This window comes from Bradyrhizobium sp. McL0615 (assembly GCF_049993905.1).
Taxonomy (GTDB): Bacteria; Pseudomonadota; Alphaproteobacteria; order Rhizobiales; family Xanthobacteraceae; genus Bradyrhizobium.
In genome coordinates, this window is the sequence record NZ_CP188254.1 from 5,360,690 (window position 1) to 5,376,713 (window position 16,024).

Consider the following 16,024-nt stretch of genomic DNA (forward strand, 5'->3'; position numbering starts at 1 on the left):
GGGATCAACGATTGGATTGCGCGTAAGCGAGACCCGCGGCGCATCCGCCGAAGGTCAGCGCCCACAACAGGCTGGATTCGAGCGTCGCGTTCAGCCCGTAACGCTGCAGCAGAAAAATGAACGCGGCCGCTGCGACGGTGTGCATAGCGATATAGCGCCAGTTCTTCATCGCGCTGCCTCTCTCCGGCCCCTGCACGGGCCATGTGCCGTTACGCGTCATGTGGTTTCCTTCAGCGTCGTCGGCCCGCCCACCGGCGCCGAGAACTGGCGGTCGATCTGCGGTCCCGGCTTCGGCGGATTGCCGGACGCGAAACCGTCGAGCACCTTGCCGAAGTTTTCCTTGGTCAGGTCCTCGTAGGTGTCCTTCCAGATCAGCACCATCGGCGCATTCACGCAGGCACCCAGGCACTCCACCTCTTCCCAGCTGAAATTGCCGTCCTTCGACAAATGGAAGGGATCATGATGGATGCGGCTCTGGCACACCTTGATGATGTCCTCGGCGCCGCGCAGGCGGCACGGCGTGGTGCCGCAGACCTGCACATGGGCCTTCTTGCCGACCGGCTGAAGCTGGAACATGGTGTAGAAAGTCGCCACCTCCAGCACGCGGATGTAAGGCATTTCGAGCAGATCGGCGACGGCGCGGATCGCGGCTTCCGACACCCATCCCTCATGCTGCTCCTGCACGCGCCACAGGATCGCGATGACCGCGGACGCCTGACGACCCGGCGGATACTTTTCGATCTGCGCTTTCGCCCAGGCGAGATTCTCTTCCGAGAACGTGAAGCTCGCGGGCTGCAATTCCTTCGGGGCGAGGCGGCGGACGGACATCGTTCAGTCTCTCATTGCACGCGGCGAGCGGATTTCGCATTGAGCGCATCGATCCGGGCGAGCCAGAATGCGCTTGCGGTGCCGAACACGTTGTAGCCGACATGGGTTGAAACCTTGATCCGGTCCAGAATCGAAAGGTCGGTCACGGTTTCAAGGCGGTTGGAATGGGGATCAAAGACGATCAGTTTCATCGGCGTCTGTTCGAGGATGTAGCGCGACACGGTGTGGGCGCGATCGCCGCCATGCTCCTCGCACAGGATCACGCTGTCGCCCTGCAACAGCCGCACGCCGCCCTTCATCGCTTCGATCTCGACGCCCTCGACGTCGAGCTTGATCAGATATTTGCCGGTCGGGCTGACCTTGCCATCGTCGAGCAGGTTGTCGAGCGCAATCACCGGCACTTCCTCGCCATCATCCTGAGCGCCAGCGATCGAGAACGCCTCGTGCTTGGTGCCGGACAGTCTTGCGGTGCCCCGGCCGGCGCCAATCGCGCACTTCATCGCCTCGAAACGGTTGCCGTTGATATCGGCGTTGTTGACGAGTTTTGGATAATTCTGCCCCGACGGCTCGATCGCGATGGCCCTGTGCGCGCCGAACGGCCTGCTTGAGACCAGGACCGACCAGTAGCCGTAATTGGAGCCGCAGTCGAGCAGCGTGTAATCGACGTCGGCGGAGTCCTGAAACAACAGCTCCAGTTCGTCCTCATAATGATAGGAGCGGTTGAGCAATTTGCTCCAGTAACCATCGCCATAGGGAAATTCGAACACCGCGTCGTCGTTGAGCCTGACCGCGATGTTACGCTCCTGCAGCGTCTTGCGCAGCAGATTGGCGCACGCGATGTAGCCCATATGCGAGAAATGCGACGAGATCTTCGATCCCGTCGACAACGCCAGCGCAGCCAAACGCTCCCACGCGTTCGCACCTTCGAGCGCGCCCGAAGCCCGGTCAAACTGGATGGGCGCCCGAGAGAAAGATGCGGTTTGCTGGGTCGACATCAAGGCTCCCATCAGTTGGAGCTCTGGCTTGGATAACAAGCCCAGCCGCTGAAAGAAACGCAGACATACTCGCGGTCAACGGCCTTCAGCCGCTTGAAAGAGCCGAATTTGGGCGTGCAGGAATCACGCGACCCGTTCGGCAGGACGCGCATCGTCCATCGCGTGCACTCGGCCACTTCCTGAAGCTGGCCTTCGGCCATCACTTCAAACCCACGATCCACCAAGTCCTGGAGACGGTCGGACGGCACGCGATCGTCCGCGACGGCAATCGTCACCATCGTTCCGATCGTCACAGCTATCGTGGTCGCGGCATTCATCTACCGATCGACCTCCCCGAACACGATGTCGAGCGAGCCGAGAATCGCCGAAACATCGGCGAGCAGATGACCCTTGCAGATGTGATGCATCGCCTGCAGATGGGCGAAGCCCGGCGCGCGGATCTTGCACTTGTAGGGCTTGTTGGTGCCGTCGGCGACCAGGTAGACGCCGAACTCGCCCTTCGGCGCCTCGACCGCGGCATAGACCTCGCCGGCCGGCACGTGCACGCCTTCGGTATAGAGCTTGAAGTGATGGATCAGCGCTTCCATCGAGCGCTTCATCTCGCCGCGGCGCGGCGGCGCAATCTTGTTGTCCTCGACGACCACCGGTCCCTGCCCGTCCGCCGCGCGCAGCTTTGCAATGCACTGCTTCATGATGCGCACCGACTGTCGCATCTCTTCCATGCGGATGCAGTAGCGGTCGTAGCAATCGCCGTTTTTGCCGATCGGAATGTCGAAATCCATCTCGGCGTAGCACTCGTAAGGCTGCGACTTTCGCAGGTCCCAGGCCGCGCCTGACCCGCGCACCATGACGCCGGAGAAGCCCCACTCCCAGGCTTCCTTCAGCGACACCACGCCGATATCGACGTTGCGCTGCTTGAAGATGCGGTTGCCGGTCAGAAGCGTTTCGAGGTCGGCGACGACCTGCAGGAACGGATCGCACCACGCCTCGATGTCGTCGATCAGCTTCGGCGGCAGGTCCTGATGCACGCCGCCGAGACGGAAGTAGGCCGCGTGCATGCGCGAGCCGGAGGCGCGCTCATAAAACACCATCAGCTTTTCGCGCTCTTCAAAACCCCACAGCGGCGGGGTCAGGGCGCCGACGTCCATCGCCTGCGTGGTGACGTTGAGCAGATGCGACAGGATGCGGCCGATCTCGCAATAGAGCACGCGGATCAACTGGCCGCGGCGCGGCACCGTGATGCCGAGCAGCTTTTCGGCTGCGAGACAGAACGCATGCTCCTGGTTCATCGGCGCGACGTAATCGAGCCGGTCGAAATACGGGATCGCCTGCAGATAAGTCTTCTGCTCGATCAGCTTTTCGGTGCCCCGATGCAGCAGACCGATATGCGGATCGACGCGCTCGACGACTTCGCCATCCAACTCCAACACGAGGCGCAACACGCCATGCGCGGCCGGATGCTGCGGCCCGAAGTTGATCGTGAAGTTACGGAGATTTTGCGGTTGTTCGTTCATGGTCAGGCCTTCGGCTCAGCCTTCTCGTCGCCCGGCAGCGGATAGTCCGCGCCTTCCCATGGCGAGAGGAAATCGAATTTGCGGAATTCCTGGTTGAGCCGGACCGGCTCATAGACCACCCGCTTCTCCTGGTCGTCGTAGCGGACCTCGACGAAGCCGGTGAGCGGAAAATCCTTGCGCAGCGGATGGCCGTCAAAACCGTAATCGGTCAAGAGCCGACGCATGTCGGGATGGCCGATGAAGATCACGCCGTAGAGATCGTAGGCCTCGCGCTCAAACCAGTCGGCGCCGGGAAACACGTCAATGATCGATGGCACCTGCGTATTCTCGTCTGCCTCGGCGCGGATGCGGATACGCTCGTTCAGGGTCGGCGACAGCAGATGATAGACCACGTCGAAACGCTTCTCGCGGCCGGGATAGTCCACCGCCGTCACGTCGGTGATGTTGACGAAACGCAGCGCGGGATCGTCGCGCAGGTGCTTCATCACCTCGACGATCTTGATCGCATCGACCGTCACGGTGAGCTGGTTGAACGCGACCGCATGGGCAGAGGCCGCGCCAGGAAGCGCGCTAACAATCGTCTGCCCAAGGGCGTCGAGCTTGCCGTCGTCCATTACCTAAAACCTTAGCGTTCGATGGTCCCGATGCGGCGGATCTTCTTCTGCAGCAGCAGCACGCCGTAGAGCAGCGCTTCCGCCGTCGGCGGGCATCCGGGCACATAGATGTCGATCGGCACGATGCGGTCGCAACCGCGCACCACCGAGTAGGAGTAGTGATAGTAGCCGCCGCCATTGGCGCACGACCCCATCGAGATCACGTAGCGCGGCTCGGGCATCTGGTCGTAGACCTTGCGCAGCGCCGGCGCCATCTTGTTGGTCAGCGTGCCGGCCACGATCATGACGTCGGACTGCCGCGGCGAGGCGCGCGGCGCGAAACCAAAACGCTCGACGTCGTAGCGCGGCATCGACACCTGCATCATCTCGACCGCGCAGCAGGCGAGACCGAACGTCATCCACATCAACGATCCCGTGCGCGCCCAGGTGACCAGGTCGTCGGCGGCGGCAACGAAGAAGCCCTTGTCTGACAGTTCGTGGTTGACCTCGAGGAAGTACGGGTCATTCGCCCCAACCGGCTTGCCGGTCGAGGGGTCGAGAATGCCCTTCGGCGCCTGCGCGATGGCTGGCGAAGAGCCTAAAGCTGTCGGGCTCAATCCCATTCGAGCGCGCCTTTCTTCCACTCATAGGCAAAGCCGACCGTGAGGACGGCGAGGAACACCATCATCGACCAGAAGCCGGTGGCGCCGAGCTTGCCGAAGGCGACCGCCCACGGGAACAGGAACGCCACTTCGAGGTCGAAAATGATGAAGAGGATCGCGACCAGGTAGAAGCGGACGTCGAACTTCATGCGGGCGTCGTCGAATGCGTTGAATCCGCATTCATAGGCGGAGAGCTTCTCCGGGTCCGGCTGTTGGAACGCGACCAGGAACGGGGCGATCAGAAGCGCCAGACCGATCAGGCTTGCCACCCCGATAAACACCACAAGTGGAAGGTAATTCTGCAGGATGCCGGTCATCGGCGGAGCCTTTTCCTGCGGTTTTCGAACGGCCGCAGATTCGTTGATTGGAATTATTCTTGGCTTAGCGCAGCGCAACAGAGGGCGCAAGACAAGCCGTCCTGACGCCTCTGCCCGTCCTTGGCGCGTCGGCAGAACACCAAAAAGTGTTGCGCTCCTGCCTCGCCCGACCGCCGCGGGGCCAGCCGAACGGGCCGCAATTTCAGCCCTGGTTCTTCTCGTCCGCAAGCATCTGGGCAGCCGTGTCGGTCAGCCGATCGATCTGGTCGAGCAGCACCTTGAACTCGTCCTTGCTGAGCTGTTCCAGGAGCCGCCGATTGCGGTCCTGCGCGCCTGCCACAATGGTGTCATGCGCTGCCAGCCCGGCCTTGGTCAGGCAGACCAGCGTCTCGCGATTGTCCCGTGGATTGATTTCCTTGGCGACCAGCTTTCGCGTGACCAGTTCCGCCAGCGCCCGGCTGATCTGCCCCTTGTCCATGCCGACCGCTTCCGCAAGCCTGACCACGCTCATCGGCGGCCGCCGCCCCAGCGAGGCCACCAGGCCGAACTCCACCGAGGACAGCCCCGCCAGCCGCTTGTAGCGCAGGATCGCGCCGCGCTTGAGCAGATTGGCCAGCACCATCAGCCGCGAAGACATCATCGCGGTGATCGGCGCCAACGCCTCGTCATTCCCTGCAGCGGGCGCGGTTTGCTTGCCTGGCTTTTGGCTCATCCGAAACCTCTGCCAACAAAGCGCGCCGATGCCAAGGTCACCGACGATCCCGATCGAACAGGCCGATCAGGCGATACGATATCGATATCGTTGACATTGTCATCTATTTACTTTTCACTCGGACATCGAACGACCGCGGCGCCAGAAGCTGCGGCGGGAGGAAACGGCATGAACATTACGCAGCGGGATCGCGATCTCGGGACCGGCTATGCCAAGAAGCCGTCCACCACCCGGACCGAGCTGACCTCGGTCGGCCGCGGCACGCCGATGGGCGAACTGCTGCGGCGCTACTGGCACCCTGTCGGCCTCGTCGGTGACGCTACCGATATCCCCAGAAAACTACGCGTGCTCGGCGAGGATCTGGTGCTGTTTCGCGACAAGCACGCCCGGGCGGGTCTCCTGCACGCCCGCTGCTGCCATCGCGGCACCACGCTGTATTACGGCAAGGTCGAGGAAGACGGCATCCGCTGCTGCTACCACGGCTGGAAATTCGACACCGAGGGCCGTTGTCTCGAACAGCCCTGCGAGCCCGAGGGCGGCCTGTTCAAGGACAAGGTGCGCCAGCCCTGGTACCCCGTGCAGGAGCGCTACGGCCTGATCTTCGCCTATCTCGGACCGGCCGAGAAGAAGCCGGCCCTGCCGCGCTACCAATGCCTGGAAAAGATGGACGACGGCGAGTTCGTCGAGGCGGACGATTCCTCGATCGGCGGTGGCGGTCCAGCCGTCATTCCCTGCAACTGGCTGCAGCATTTTGAGAACGTGGTCGACCCCTACCATGTCCCGGTGCTGCACGGCTCGTTCTCAGGACCGCAATTCACCAACATGATGGCCTCGATGCCGGAGGTGAAGTTCGAAACCTCGGCGCGCGGCGTCACCGTGCGCTCGATCCGGCATCAGGACGACGGCAAGGTGTTTTACCGGGTGACGGAAGCCGCCCTCCCCACGCTGCGCGTGGTGCCCAATCCCCGCGTCGCGCAATTCGCCCGCGTCGAGTCGATCGGCTGGACCTTGCCGATCGACGATACGTCGTTCCGCATCTATGTCGCGGGCCGGGTGAAAAATTCAGGCGACATCGGACGGATGCGCTCCAAATTCAACGGCAAATTCTGGTGGGACATGACCGAACAGGAGCACCAGCAATTCCCCGGCGACTACGAGGCGCAGGTCGGCCAGGGCCCGGTGACGCTGCATTCGGAAGAACACTTTGGCCAGAGCGACCGCGGCATCCTGATGATCCGGCGAATGCTGAGCGATCAGCTCGAAGCGATAGAAGCGGGCCGCGATCCGATCGGCATCTCGTTCGAGGAAAACGCGCCCCCGGTTGAATTCGAGGCGGGGAATTTCATTCGCGAGGCGTGAGGCGGCCCGTTCGGCAAAAACAACATCCAGGGGGAAAGCATGGTCGATCTCGCGCCACCGGCAGCGTTGCAAACGGATGCCGCCGCAAAGCCCTCGATCCGGCGCTATTACGTGCTTGGCTTGTTGACCGTCATCTATGCGCTGAACTTCCTCGACCGCACCATTTTCAACGTCCTGATCGAGCCGATCAAAAAGGAGTTTTCGCTCAGCGACACGACGATGGGCCTGCTTGCGGGTTTTGGCTTCGTGCTGTTCTATTCGCTGCTCGGCATCCCGATCGCGCGCCTCGCCGACCGCTTCAATCGCCGCAACATCGTCTCGATCGCGCTGGCGTTCTGGAGCGCGATGACGGTTTTATGCGGCATGGCCTCGAGCGTGGCGACGTTGGCGCTGGCGCGTATCGGCGTCGGCATCGGCGAATCCGGCGGCACCCCCGCCTCGCAGTCGATCATTGCCGATCTCTTCAACAAGAACGATCGCCCGCGCGCGCTCGGCGTCTACGCCATCGGCACCTATCTCGGCGTATTCCTCGGCTATTTCATCGGCGGCTACATCAACCAGTACTATGGCTGGCGGATGGCGTTCTATGTCGCAGGTCTCCCCGGCATCGCGCTCGCCGCCGTGTTGTGGCTGACGGTCTCGGAGCCGAAACGCGGCACGATGGCGGAGACGTTTACGCCGGAGCCGATCGGCCCCACGCTCGGCTTCCTCGCCTCGCAACGGACGTTCGTCATCTTGCTCGCAGGCTTTTGCCTGACGACCTACACCAACTACGCGACGTCGGCCTGGATTCCGCCGTTCCTGGCGCGCGTGCATCATCTCTCCAGCGCCGAGATCGGCACCTATGCCGGCACCTTCAAGGGGCTGTGCGGCATCGCCGGCACCCTGCTCGGCGGTTTTGTGGTGGCCCAGATCAGCCGCCGCGACGATCGCTGGAAATTGTGGGCGCCCGCGATCACGTCAGGCCTCGCGGGACCCGTGTTTGCGCTGTGTATGCTGACATCCGACTTCACCACGATGGTGGCCACACTGGCCGCCACCTCGTTCCTGGTCGGCTTTCATCTCGGCCCGATCTTTGCGATCGCGCAGACGGTTGCAAAACCGAGCATGCGGGCGCTGGCGTCCGCCATCATGCTGCTGACGGCCGCCGGATTCGGCCAGGGCATCGGCCCGCTGGCGGTCGGCATGCTCAACGACGCGCTGAAGAACGATTTTGGCGCCCAGGCTGTGCGGTACTCGCTGCTGTCGGCCGCGGTCACGACCACGCTTGGCGCCTTGTTGTTCATCTGGGCGGCACGGTCGATACGGCGCGATATCCAGCGGGCGAGCTGACCGGTCGACTCGTCCTCACCCTTCTCATTGTTTCTATTAGATTTTTGGTTCTCGTCGGGTTTTGCGCCCGTCGCAGCGGCTGCCGGTCTGTGCTCTCCATCACAGAAATCAGGACGAAAACCGGCAAAAAACCGACCGAATGAAACCATTTTGCCGTAACCGCGAAACGATCCTGAAACAGATGAGGCGTACCTCTCTCTCCAACAGAGGACGCCAAAGGTGTCCGGGAGGCATCACATGAACCACTCAATTCATTCAGCTGATCGCAGTACCCATTTGAAGATTGTGGTCGTCGCGCTCGTGGCCGGTATTGCGGTTGCGGCGTTTGGCATCTCCGCCCGGACCGGTGCGGATTACAGCCAGACCGCGCAGGTCGTGAAAGCCGGCAAGCCCGTGGTCGTCACCAGCTCGAGCATCTCGGCGGTCCGTTAAACGATATTGCTGGCTTTGGAATAAAAACGGCCGCCTTGAGGGCGGCCTTTTTGTTTGCGGCGGTCTCCAGGATCAACATCAAGCCATCGATAAATGGCGCGAGAAACGGGACTCGAACCCGCGGCCTTCGATTACGTCGCTGCCACCGGGTCATCTGCGTAAGATGGCGAGTGCCTCGCGGTAGAGACTGCAGGCGGAGATTGCCAGCCCGCTGAGAACAAGAAAAAGCGCGAAACGATGATAATCTTCGCCATTAAGCGGGGAGAACTCAAACTGCGGGGGCAGAAACTCCCACCAAACTATAGGAATCGCAATTGCAGCCACGCAGGAGCCCGCCGGGGCGCCAGCCAACAGGCTTACTGCGACGATCGCTACGAAGAAGGTCGCGAAGTGCAGTGAAATTCCAACAGAGACAATCGCCTCCTGGAGGATGCTCGCGGCGAGCGTCGCAAGCAATGCCAATGCAAAGGCCTTCGAAGACCACGGTCTGAGCCTGAGGAGAAAATCCGCGCCTTTCCGCACCGGTACCCTCCGAATCCTCCCGAAGATTTAGCTGAACGCCCGGTTACGGACAACTCGGGGACGATGCCATTTGAGAGGGAAAGATTGATCTCCGCCGTGGCCCCCAGGCTTTGGCACCGCAATCGCGCCTCCCCTGCCATTTTTGATTGCGGTGCAGCACAAAGTGCCGGCGGAGGTATTTTCTCGCGCCTGGACTTGCTCTTGGGCGTCAGTTGCCGTTGGGTTATGCCGACTTTTGCGGGGGTTTATGCGTGCGGCATCCGGTCGACATCGCGGTCATGTTTTTGGCCCTTTGGTTGTTGGGCTCAATGGTCGTCGATATTTTGACGCCCAAAGAATTGACGGTTTACCTGATCGCTGCAGCAACCGGTCCAGCGGCCTTCGGTACCGCGATTTGCTATTGGCTTCGAATCCCCAAGGTCGATTTTGCGATGATCATTACGGTGCTTTGGCTGGTCGCATCGATGGGGATCGAATTAATTTCACCAGTGCCACTGCCAGATTACATGATCCCCGGCGCGTTGGTCCCGCCGATGATCGTCGGCGCAGCGCTGCACTGGCATCGTTACCGGCTGCGTCGACGAGCAGACGCGGAACGGGGCAGACCGCTTGCTGGTTGAGTGGCTAGAAATCCGGGACTTGAGCTAAGCGCTTGAAAGAATGGCGCGAGAGACGGGACTCGAACCCGCGGCCTCCGCCGTGACAGGGCGGCGCTCTAACCAACTGAGCTACTCCCGCGGATGCCGTAATCATGTTCTGATCCGCGCAGAACCGAGGGCATAAAGGGCCGCCCCCGCTTAGTCAAGGACGTTGCGAATCCCATTGCCAGACGGGCGTTTCTGCGATGGTGATGCAAATAACGGCCTGTTTTCAGGCAAAACAGCGTAGGCGGCGATCACCCGAATCGTTTAAGGCCTGCTACGTCTGGGTTTCTTGAAATCCTCCCCGCCTGGGTTGCACCGGACCTTCGGGTTTAAGGTCATCACCCAAGGCGTTTTTTCGGCGCGGACCGATACTCACAAACGTGCTCAAAGCGATTCAACCAACGAGGAGGCCAGTTATGGCGAAGAAGGCAGCGGCTCCAGCCACCATCACACTCAAGCATCTGGCGGCGGCACTGGCCGAAGAACATGACCTGTCGAAGAAGGCCGCCGAAGCGATCCTGACCGACATGGTCGACAAGATCGCAAAACACCTGAAGAAGGGCGAGCGGGTCCGTATCGTGGGGCTGGGCATCCTCCAGGTCCGCAAGCGCGCCGCCCGCATGGGCCGCAACCCCGCCACCGGGGAACCCCTCCCGATCAAGGCCAGCAAGAAGGTCGCCTTCCGCGCGGCCAAGGAACTCAAGGAAGCTGTCTGATCCAAAACGCTTCCCGATTCGACCAAAAGCGCCATTCGGGCGGGGACCCGGAATGGCGCTTTTCTGTTATAGAGCGCTTCCCCTGTTCATCTTTTCCGGATCGCCATGCTGGCCTCGCCCATCACCTTCACCCACGATGTCACCGAACGCTTCCTGCGCTATGTCGTGATCGACACCCAGTCCGATCCGGCGTCGCCTACCTGCCCTTCCACCGAGAAGCAGAAGAATCTGGGCCGCCTGCTGGCTTCGGAGTTGCAGGCGATGGGGCTCAAAGACGCCCATCTCGACGAGCACGGCTATGTCTATGCGACGATCCCGGCCAATACCGGGAAGAAGGTCCCGGTGATCTGCTTCTGCTCGCACATGGATACGTCTCCGGACTGCACCGGCGCCAACGTCAAGCCGCAGCTCGTGAAGAACTATCGCGGCGGCGACATCGTTCTGCCGGCGGATCCCACGCAAGTAATCCGCGCCGCCGAGCATCCCGCGCTCGCCGAGCAGATCGGCCACGACATCGTCACGACGGACGGCACCACGCTGCTGGGCGCCGACAACAAGGCCGGCCTTGCCGAGATCATGGATGCGGCGCGGTTCCTGATTCAAAATCCTGATATCAAGCACGGCACCATCAAGATCCTGTTCACGCCCGACGAGGAGATCGGCCGTGGCGTCGACAAGGCCGACCTGAAAAAGCTCGGCGCCGACTTCGCCTATACGATGGACGGCGAATCCGCTGGCAATATCGAGGACGAAACCTTTTCGGCGGACGGCGCCACCATCACCATCGAGGGCGTCTCAACCCATCCCGGTTTCGCCAAGGGCAAGATGGAGCATGCGATCAAGATCGCGGCCGCCATCCTCGACCGCCTGCCCAGGGACACCTGCTCGCCGGAGACGACGGAAGGCAAGCAAGGCTTTTTGCATCCGATCGGCATTTCGGGTGCATTGGAGAAAGCCACCATCGGCTTCATCGTGCGCGATTTCACCGACGAGGGGCTGAAGGAAAAAGAGGCGCTGCTCGAAGGCATCGTCAAAGAGGTGATGAAGGACTATCCGCGCTCGACCTACCGGATGGAGGTCAGGCACCAATACCGCAACATGAAGCAGGTGATCGACCGCCACCCCCAGACCGTCGACTACGCCATCGAAGCGATAAAACGCGCAGGGCTAACGCCGGTGCGCAGCTCGATCCGTGGCGGCACCGACGGCTCGCGGCTGTCGTTCATGGGCCTGCCCTGTCCCAACATCTTCGCCGGCGAACACGCGTTTCATTCGCGGCTGGAATGGGTCAGCCGCCAGGACATGGAAAAGGCGGCGGAGACGATTGTGCATCTGGCGATGATCTGGGAAGAAAAAGCGTAGCTCTCGCGCCGTCATCGCCTGCGCCGAACGCGAAGCGTTTGCGCAAGGAAGCGATAGCGGCGTGGTTGTAAGCGGGTACGCCCGCGTTTTTAGAACGAGGAGCTCTATTATGCGGTTGTCCAAGGTCGCCGCTTTGGCGCTTATCGTCGGAGCTACAGGCTCAATGTCCGCATCTCCGGCGCTGGCCGCTTCTGACTGTTCAAAATTAGTGGAACTGGCGAATTGGGGCGAGAACTCGACCGGCGACATCAGCGTCGCGTCCGGGCAAAGCTGCCTGTTTCCGATCACGATGCGCGGCACGGTGACCAGCTCGGAGATTTTTCAAAAGCCGGCGCATGGCAAGTTGAAGAAGCTCAATGCAACGACTTACGAATACAAGGCGAAGGCCAGATACAAGGGAAGCGATAGCTTTGCCATCAAAGCAACGGGTCAGGGGCCGACGGCTTCGGGTACATCGGTCATTACCGTGAACGCGACAATCAAATAGCGCTCCTCGCGCCCATTGCATGGCGGCCGCGCATTGTCGTCCGACAAATTAGCTTATTCCACCGATCCTCTCAGGCCTCTGACACCCGTGCCCGAGGTAACAGGCCCACCGTTCTCGGGAGCGGGAGGCGTGCGGACATTGCTGTGTTCGGACGCAGTGATGACTCGAACGGCGATCGCGCCGAGCAGAAGCAACGCGAGTAAAATCAGCCCGGTCCGGGCCGGCGTCAAATATGGATCGGACACGCGCACCAAAGCTCCACCCATGCGCATCGGCGCCAGCCCCGCGCAACCAGAATCGTCGAGTCGTCAGGCGATTCGGTGGCGTGGTAATGGCTATCCGGCGTTCGAATGGAAGCGCGGGCGTCGCGTGCTCTGCGAGGCTGCGCCCGCTCTGCTACGACGCCCTTGCCGTGACGATCCAGACCGACGCCGGCAGCAACACGGTGTTGCCCTTGGCGAACGGCGTCAGTGCTTCGCGAATGGAAGCAGACGCAGCCTTGCGGAGTTCCTCCGGCTGGCCCTCCAGCGCGCGGCTCACCGGGCCGATCTCCAACGCGCCCTGCACCGCCCCATCGAGACCGCGGCCGATCGCGGAATCCAGCAGCAGCGGACACGGCTCCATCTCGACGCCGGTAAAGCCCGCCTCGCCGAGAATCCGCCGGACGCGCGCCTCGGAAGCGAATGCAAACGGTCCGGGATCTTCCGGCCCCTGCTGCGGCAGTTTCGGCACGTGCTTGTAGGCGGCGGCAAGCGGCGCCATGAAGAACGGGTTTTCGCGCGGCTCGCGCCAGCAGGCGAACGCCAGCCGGCCCGAGGGCCGCAGCGCTTTGCGCATGTTGGCAAACGACAGCGCGGGATCGGCGAAGAACATCACGCCGAACCGCGAGGCCAGCACGTCGAAACTGGCGGGCTCAAACGGATAGACGGTGGCGTCCGCCAGCACGAAATCGATCGAAAGGTCCTTCGGCGCACTCCGCCGCGCCCGCTCCAGCATCGGGCCGGATATGTCGACGCCGAGCACATGGCCCGACGGCGCGACCTCGCGTGCGAACGCCATCGTCGTGGCGCCGCTGCCACAGCCGACATCGATCACACGCTCGCCCGGCTTCAGCTTCGCCCGGTCGATCACAAGGTCGGCGACCGGCCCGAGCACGACGTCCTGCTCCGCCTGCCGCGCGGCCCAGCGCTGGCCGGCGGGACCGTTCCAGTAGGCGACCTGGTCGGCGTTTTGATCGTGGCTTTGGGGGGCGTCCATTGCGCGGTCCTCTTGATATTCGGAACGTTCAGTTTTCGCGCAATGGGGTTCGAACAGTCCGCCTTCGCTCTTCGAGCTTCGGCGCGACAGCCTTCGCGCTTCACGCCGCGGCTGGCAGGCTAACCGTAGCGCGAAGGCTGGTAGGCGGCGACAGATTCGAACTGCCGACCCTCTCGGTGTAAACGAGGCCGGAAGACCTCGCAACATGCGATTTCAATGACTTGCGTGGCATCTCGTTGCATCCTGTTCTATGCCGGTTCACGGTTTTCATGGGCGTTTCGTGGGCGTAGCCGTCCGGCCGAACCGGTGCGAGGCTTGAAGCAAGTGGTCGAAGGTTCCCGGCAGGTGGTGCTTGTAAACCCGGCGGATGACGACCTCCGACACGCCCGCGTAATCGCTGACATCGCTGATCGCGATCTTGGCCCGGAGCATCCAGCTAATCCCGGTGTGCCTCAGGCTGTGGCGCAGAACCTTTTGCTTAGGATCGTCGGTCGCCAGCCCAGCCTCTTCGACGATGCCCGGCCAAGCCGTCTTGAAGCTCTTCACCGCATTGCCTTGGTATTCGATCAGGTAGCGCTTGGAGATGCCGAGCCGGTGCCAGCGGCGAACGTGGGCCAGCAGCCTAGGCGGCATTGGAACCTCTGGCTGGCGCTTGTTGGTCTCTCTCTTATTCTCCGGCTTGCGCTTCCAGATGCCGGAATTGTGATCGACGAACCCCGCGCCGATGGTCGGCATCATGGCCGCGTTGGTGATGTCGCCTGCCCGGCTCCCTGTATAGAGAGCGACCAAGACGAACCGGGCGATGTGCTTGGCACCGCTGCGCCACGCGGACCAGAGCAGCGCTGCCGCCTCTGACCGGCTAAGCCAGCGCTGGCGGGGATCGACATCATCGGGCAGCGTTGGCCGGAACACGACGGACGCCCCGCCCGCCTTTCGGAAGGCGTGATTGATCGCTGCCGACAAGTCTTCCAGCTCACGGCGCGGTGCCGAGTGGCATTCGTGCGGCAACATATCCTTGTTGTCGGCGATCTCGGATGCGCGCTTGGTAACGTAACGCTCTTGCAGCGGGCCGGTGACTTCGCCGACGACGTGCTCCCCGAAGAAATCGAGAAGATGATTCAAGCGAGCGCGGATCGCTTCCGGCCGCGCCAGCTCCTTGCCCGGCTTGGTAACGTGACCTTTCCAGTACAGCGCGACGGCGTCGGCTACCGCGATTTGATTTGGATGACGGTCGCTGATTGCGCTGGCGGGGTCGTGCTTCTCTTCGAGATAGGCTCGGAAGGCTCGCTCGGCCCCATCAAGGTCGCTCGCGCCGCAGCCAGTGCTAACTTCCTTGCCTCGGTCGAGGATGACGAAGATTGCGGCTCGGTCGCCACGGGCTGACCGGAGGAAGAGACGGGCGGACTTTGCTGGACGTGGCATGATGCTGAAGCCTCTCGCATGAGTTCGATAGCGTGCAATGTCGTGTAATCTTTTCCGGCAATTCGATAGACGCGGAGCCGTCCGGCAATGCCTTCACGGCGCAGCGCTCCCACCGACATCGAGCCATCCGGGAACGCCACCTGTGCAGCCACAGCCAAGCGCAACATCGTGTCCGGCTTTACGTTATCCGGAATCGGAATCGTTTTCTTCGCGCGCCGCCTTGGCAGCAGCCGTCCTTCGAGGCGCGCATTTTCCCAGATATCCTCGACCAAGGCTTTCCGAACCCAAGGTTTCGCCATCAGGCGGCGGTCGCGCTCGGCCCGCTCTTCCTTGGTGCCAAAGACGGCATCCCATCCACTCATGATCAACCTCGTCTTCAGTTGGTAACGTAACTGTGCCCATAGCCAGCGGCCATCGCGATCTCACGCGGGCGGGCAATGCTAGTTGGGTCGTTTATATCCGTGTCGGTGTCCCAACTATCAACATGATCAACCTCGCTTCTTTGTCGGGGCCTTCTTGGCCTCGTCAGGCTCTTCCAACGAACGCAGGTATTCAGCGCCTTCGGCTGCGAGTATCTTTTTCGATCGGGGTGAGAGCGAACTCCCCTGTTCGAATGATTGCAGGAGTTCACGAAGCTGTTTGGCGAGTATCTTTTTCGAGCGTGGTGTAAGCATGATCAACCTCGTTTCTTTGCCGGGGCTTTCTTAGCCTTGGCGGCATTCGCCTTGGGCGCTTGAACCTTGGCGGCGAGCTTGCGCAGCGCCTTCAGTTCGGCCGCCTGTCTGGCGCGCCAGCGGGCTTGCTTCTCTGCATTCGTAAAGGCCATTGGGTCATTCTCCTAGCTGCGGTTACGTAACCTATTCTTCTGGA

The 16,024-nt window shown here is 61.9% G+C and carries 21 protein-coding genes and 1 tRNA gene; 7 read left to right on the forward strand and 15 right to left on the reverse strand.

The window, feature by feature from the left end; translation table 11 throughout:
* Nucleotides 1-4 precede the first annotated feature (4 nt).
* The 9 genes from ACPPVP_RS25450 to ACPPVP_RS25490 form a co-directional block, all read right to left on the reverse strand.
* Nucleotides 5-220 carry a hypothetical protein gene (locus ACPPVP_RS25450; protein WP_426525585.1) on the reverse strand — a complete coding sequence of 72 codons (216 nt, stop codon included), beginning with the start codon at nt 218-220 and terminating at the stop codon, nt 5-7.
* Nucleotides 217-828 (reverse strand): NADH-quinone oxidoreductase subunit NuoE, encoded by a 612-nt coding sequence (gene nuoE, locus ACPPVP_RS25455; protein WP_108516285.1) that lies wholly within the window; start codon nt 826-828, stop codon nt 217-219. The genes ACPPVP_RS25450 and nuoE overlap by 4 nt, the downstream gene beginning before the upstream one ends.
* A gap of 11 nt (nt 829-839) precedes the next feature.
* Nucleotides 840-1,823, reverse strand: coding sequence for an FkbM family methyltransferase (locus ACPPVP_RS25460; protein ID WP_426525588.1), 984 nt, complete (start codon nt 1,821-1,823; stop codon nt 840-842).
* 11 nt (nt 1,824-1,834) lie between these two features.
* The gene (locus ACPPVP_RS25465) at nt 1,835-2,140 is read right to left on the reverse strand and encodes a hypothetical protein (RefSeq protein WP_426525590.1); all 306 of its coding nucleotides are present in this window, start codon (nt 2,138-2,140) and stop codon (nt 1,835-1,837) included.
* Entirely contained in the window at nt 2,141-3,337 is a 1,197-nt protein-coding gene (locus tag ACPPVP_RS25470; protein WP_426525592.1) for an NADH-quinone oxidoreductase subunit D, read from the reverse strand.
* A 2-nt stretch (nt 3,338-3,339) separates the two neighbouring features.
* Nucleotides 3,340-3,951: an NADH-quinone oxidoreductase subunit C gene (locus tag ACPPVP_RS25475; RefSeq protein ID WP_426525594.1), complete on the reverse strand. Its 612-nt coding sequence runs from the start codon at nt 3,949-3,951 to the stop codon at nt 3,340-3,342.
* Nucleotides 3,952-3,962: 11 nt separating this feature from the next.
* Complete coding sequence (locus ACPPVP_RS25480; protein ID WP_426525596.1) at nt 3,963-4,553, reverse strand: NuoB/complex I 20 kDa subunit family protein; 591 nt, start codon at nt 4,551-4,553, stop codon at nt 3,963-3,965.
* A complete protein-coding gene (locus ACPPVP_RS25485) occupies nt 4,544-4,909 on the reverse strand; it encodes an NADH-quinone oxidoreductase subunit A (protein ID WP_057856661.1) in 366 nt (121 codons plus the stop codon). The genes ACPPVP_RS25480 and ACPPVP_RS25485 overlap by 10 nt, the downstream gene beginning before the upstream one ends.
* A 202-nt stretch (nt 4,910-5,111) precedes the next feature.
* A complete protein-coding gene (locus ACPPVP_RS25490; RefSeq protein ID WP_426525599.1) occupies nt 5,112-5,621 on the reverse strand; it encodes a MarR family winged helix-turn-helix transcriptional regulator in 510 nt (169 codons plus the stop codon).
* Nucleotides 5,622-5,789: 168 nt separating this feature from the next.
* Here ACPPVP_RS25490 and ACPPVP_RS25495 point away from each other — a divergent pair, with 168 nt between their 5' ends.
* The 3 genes from ACPPVP_RS25495 (at nt 5,790) to ACPPVP_RS25505 (ending at nt 8,744) form a co-directional block, all read left to right on the forward strand.
* On the forward strand, nt 5,790-6,980 hold the full coding sequence (locus ACPPVP_RS25495; RefSeq protein ID WP_426525601.1) for a Rieske 2Fe-2S domain-containing protein: 1,191 nt from the start codon (nt 5,790-5,792) through the stop codon (nt 6,978-6,980).
* A gap of 39 nt (nt 6,981-7,019) precedes the next feature.
* Entirely contained in the window at nt 7,020-8,312 is a 1,293-nt protein-coding gene (locus tag ACPPVP_RS25500; RefSeq protein WP_426525603.1) for a spinster family MFS transporter, read from the forward strand.
* Nucleotides 8,313-8,549: 237 nt separating this feature from the next.
* Nucleotides 8,550-8,744 carry a hypothetical protein gene (locus ACPPVP_RS25505; protein ID WP_426525605.1) on the forward strand — a complete coding sequence of 65 codons (195 nt, stop codon included), beginning with the start codon at nt 8,550-8,552 and terminating at the stop codon, nt 8,742-8,744.
* 150 nt (nt 8,745-8,894) lie between these two features.
* On the opposite strand, the gene ACPPVP_RS25510 is transcribed toward ACPPVP_RS25505, so the two are convergent.
* Complete coding sequence (locus ACPPVP_RS25510) at nt 8,895-9,266, reverse strand: DUF4118 domain-containing protein (protein WP_426525607.1); 372 nt, start codon at nt 9,264-9,266, stop codon at nt 8,895-8,897.
* A gap of 251 nt (nt 9,267-9,517) precedes the next feature.
* Here ACPPVP_RS25510 and ACPPVP_RS25515 point away from each other — a divergent pair, with 251 nt between their 5' ends.
* On the forward strand, nt 9,518-9,886 hold the full coding sequence (locus ACPPVP_RS25515) for a hypothetical protein (RefSeq protein ID WP_426525609.1): 369 nt from the start codon (nt 9,518-9,520) through the stop codon (nt 9,884-9,886).
* Nucleotides 9,887-9,927: 41 nt separating this feature from the next.
* Here ACPPVP_RS25515 and ACPPVP_RS25520 read toward each other — a convergent pair.
* Nucleotides 9,928-10,004 (reverse strand) — tRNA-Asp (locus tag ACPPVP_RS25520).
* Between the two features lie 322 nt (nt 10,005-10,326).
* Between ACPPVP_RS25520 and ACPPVP_RS25525 the strand changes: the two genes are divergently transcribed.
* From ACPPVP_RS25525 to ACPPVP_RS25535, 3 genes are all read left to right on the forward strand, one after another.
* Nucleotides 10,327-10,626 carry an HU family DNA-binding protein gene (locus ACPPVP_RS25525; RefSeq protein WP_426525611.1) on the forward strand — a complete coding sequence of 100 codons (300 nt, stop codon included), beginning with the start codon at nt 10,327-10,329 and terminating at the stop codon, nt 10,624-10,626.
* Between the two features lie 105 nt (nt 10,627-10,731).
* Nucleotides 10,732-11,988 (forward strand): peptidase T, encoded by a 1,257-nt coding sequence (pepT, locus tag ACPPVP_RS25530; protein WP_426525613.1) that lies wholly within the window; start codon nt 10,732-10,734, stop codon nt 11,986-11,988.
* Between the two features lie 109 nt (nt 11,989-12,097).
* On the forward strand, nt 12,098-12,475 hold the full coding sequence (locus ACPPVP_RS25535; RefSeq protein WP_426525614.1) for a hypothetical protein: 378 nt from the start codon (nt 12,098-12,100) through the stop codon (nt 12,473-12,475).
* 396 nt (nt 12,476-12,871) lie between these two features.
* On the opposite strand, the gene ACPPVP_RS25540 is transcribed toward ACPPVP_RS25535, so the two are convergent.
* The 4 genes from ACPPVP_RS25540 to ACPPVP_RS25555 form a co-directional block, all read right to left on the reverse strand.
* Entirely contained in the window at nt 12,872-13,732 is an 861-nt protein-coding gene (locus tag ACPPVP_RS25540) for a class I SAM-dependent methyltransferase (RefSeq protein WP_426525616.1), read from the reverse strand.
* A 267-nt stretch (nt 13,733-13,999) separates the two neighbouring features.
* Nucleotides 14,000-14,854 carry a hypothetical protein gene (locus ACPPVP_RS25545; protein WP_426525618.1) on the reverse strand — a complete coding sequence of 285 codons (855 nt, stop codon included), beginning with the start codon at nt 14,852-14,854 and terminating at the stop codon, nt 14,000-14,002.
* A gap of 83 nt (nt 14,855-14,937) precedes the next feature.
* Nucleotides 14,938-15,516: a hypothetical protein gene (locus ACPPVP_RS25550; protein ID WP_426525620.1), complete on the reverse strand. Its 579-nt coding sequence runs from the start codon at nt 15,514-15,516 to the stop codon at nt 14,938-14,940.
* Between the two features lie 314 nt (nt 15,517-15,830).
* The gene (locus ACPPVP_RS25555) at nt 15,831-15,980 is read right to left on the reverse strand and encodes a hypothetical protein (protein ID WP_426525622.1); all 150 of its coding nucleotides are present in this window, start codon (nt 15,978-15,980) and stop codon (nt 15,831-15,833) included.
* Nucleotides 15,981-16,024: the final 44 nt, after the last annotated feature.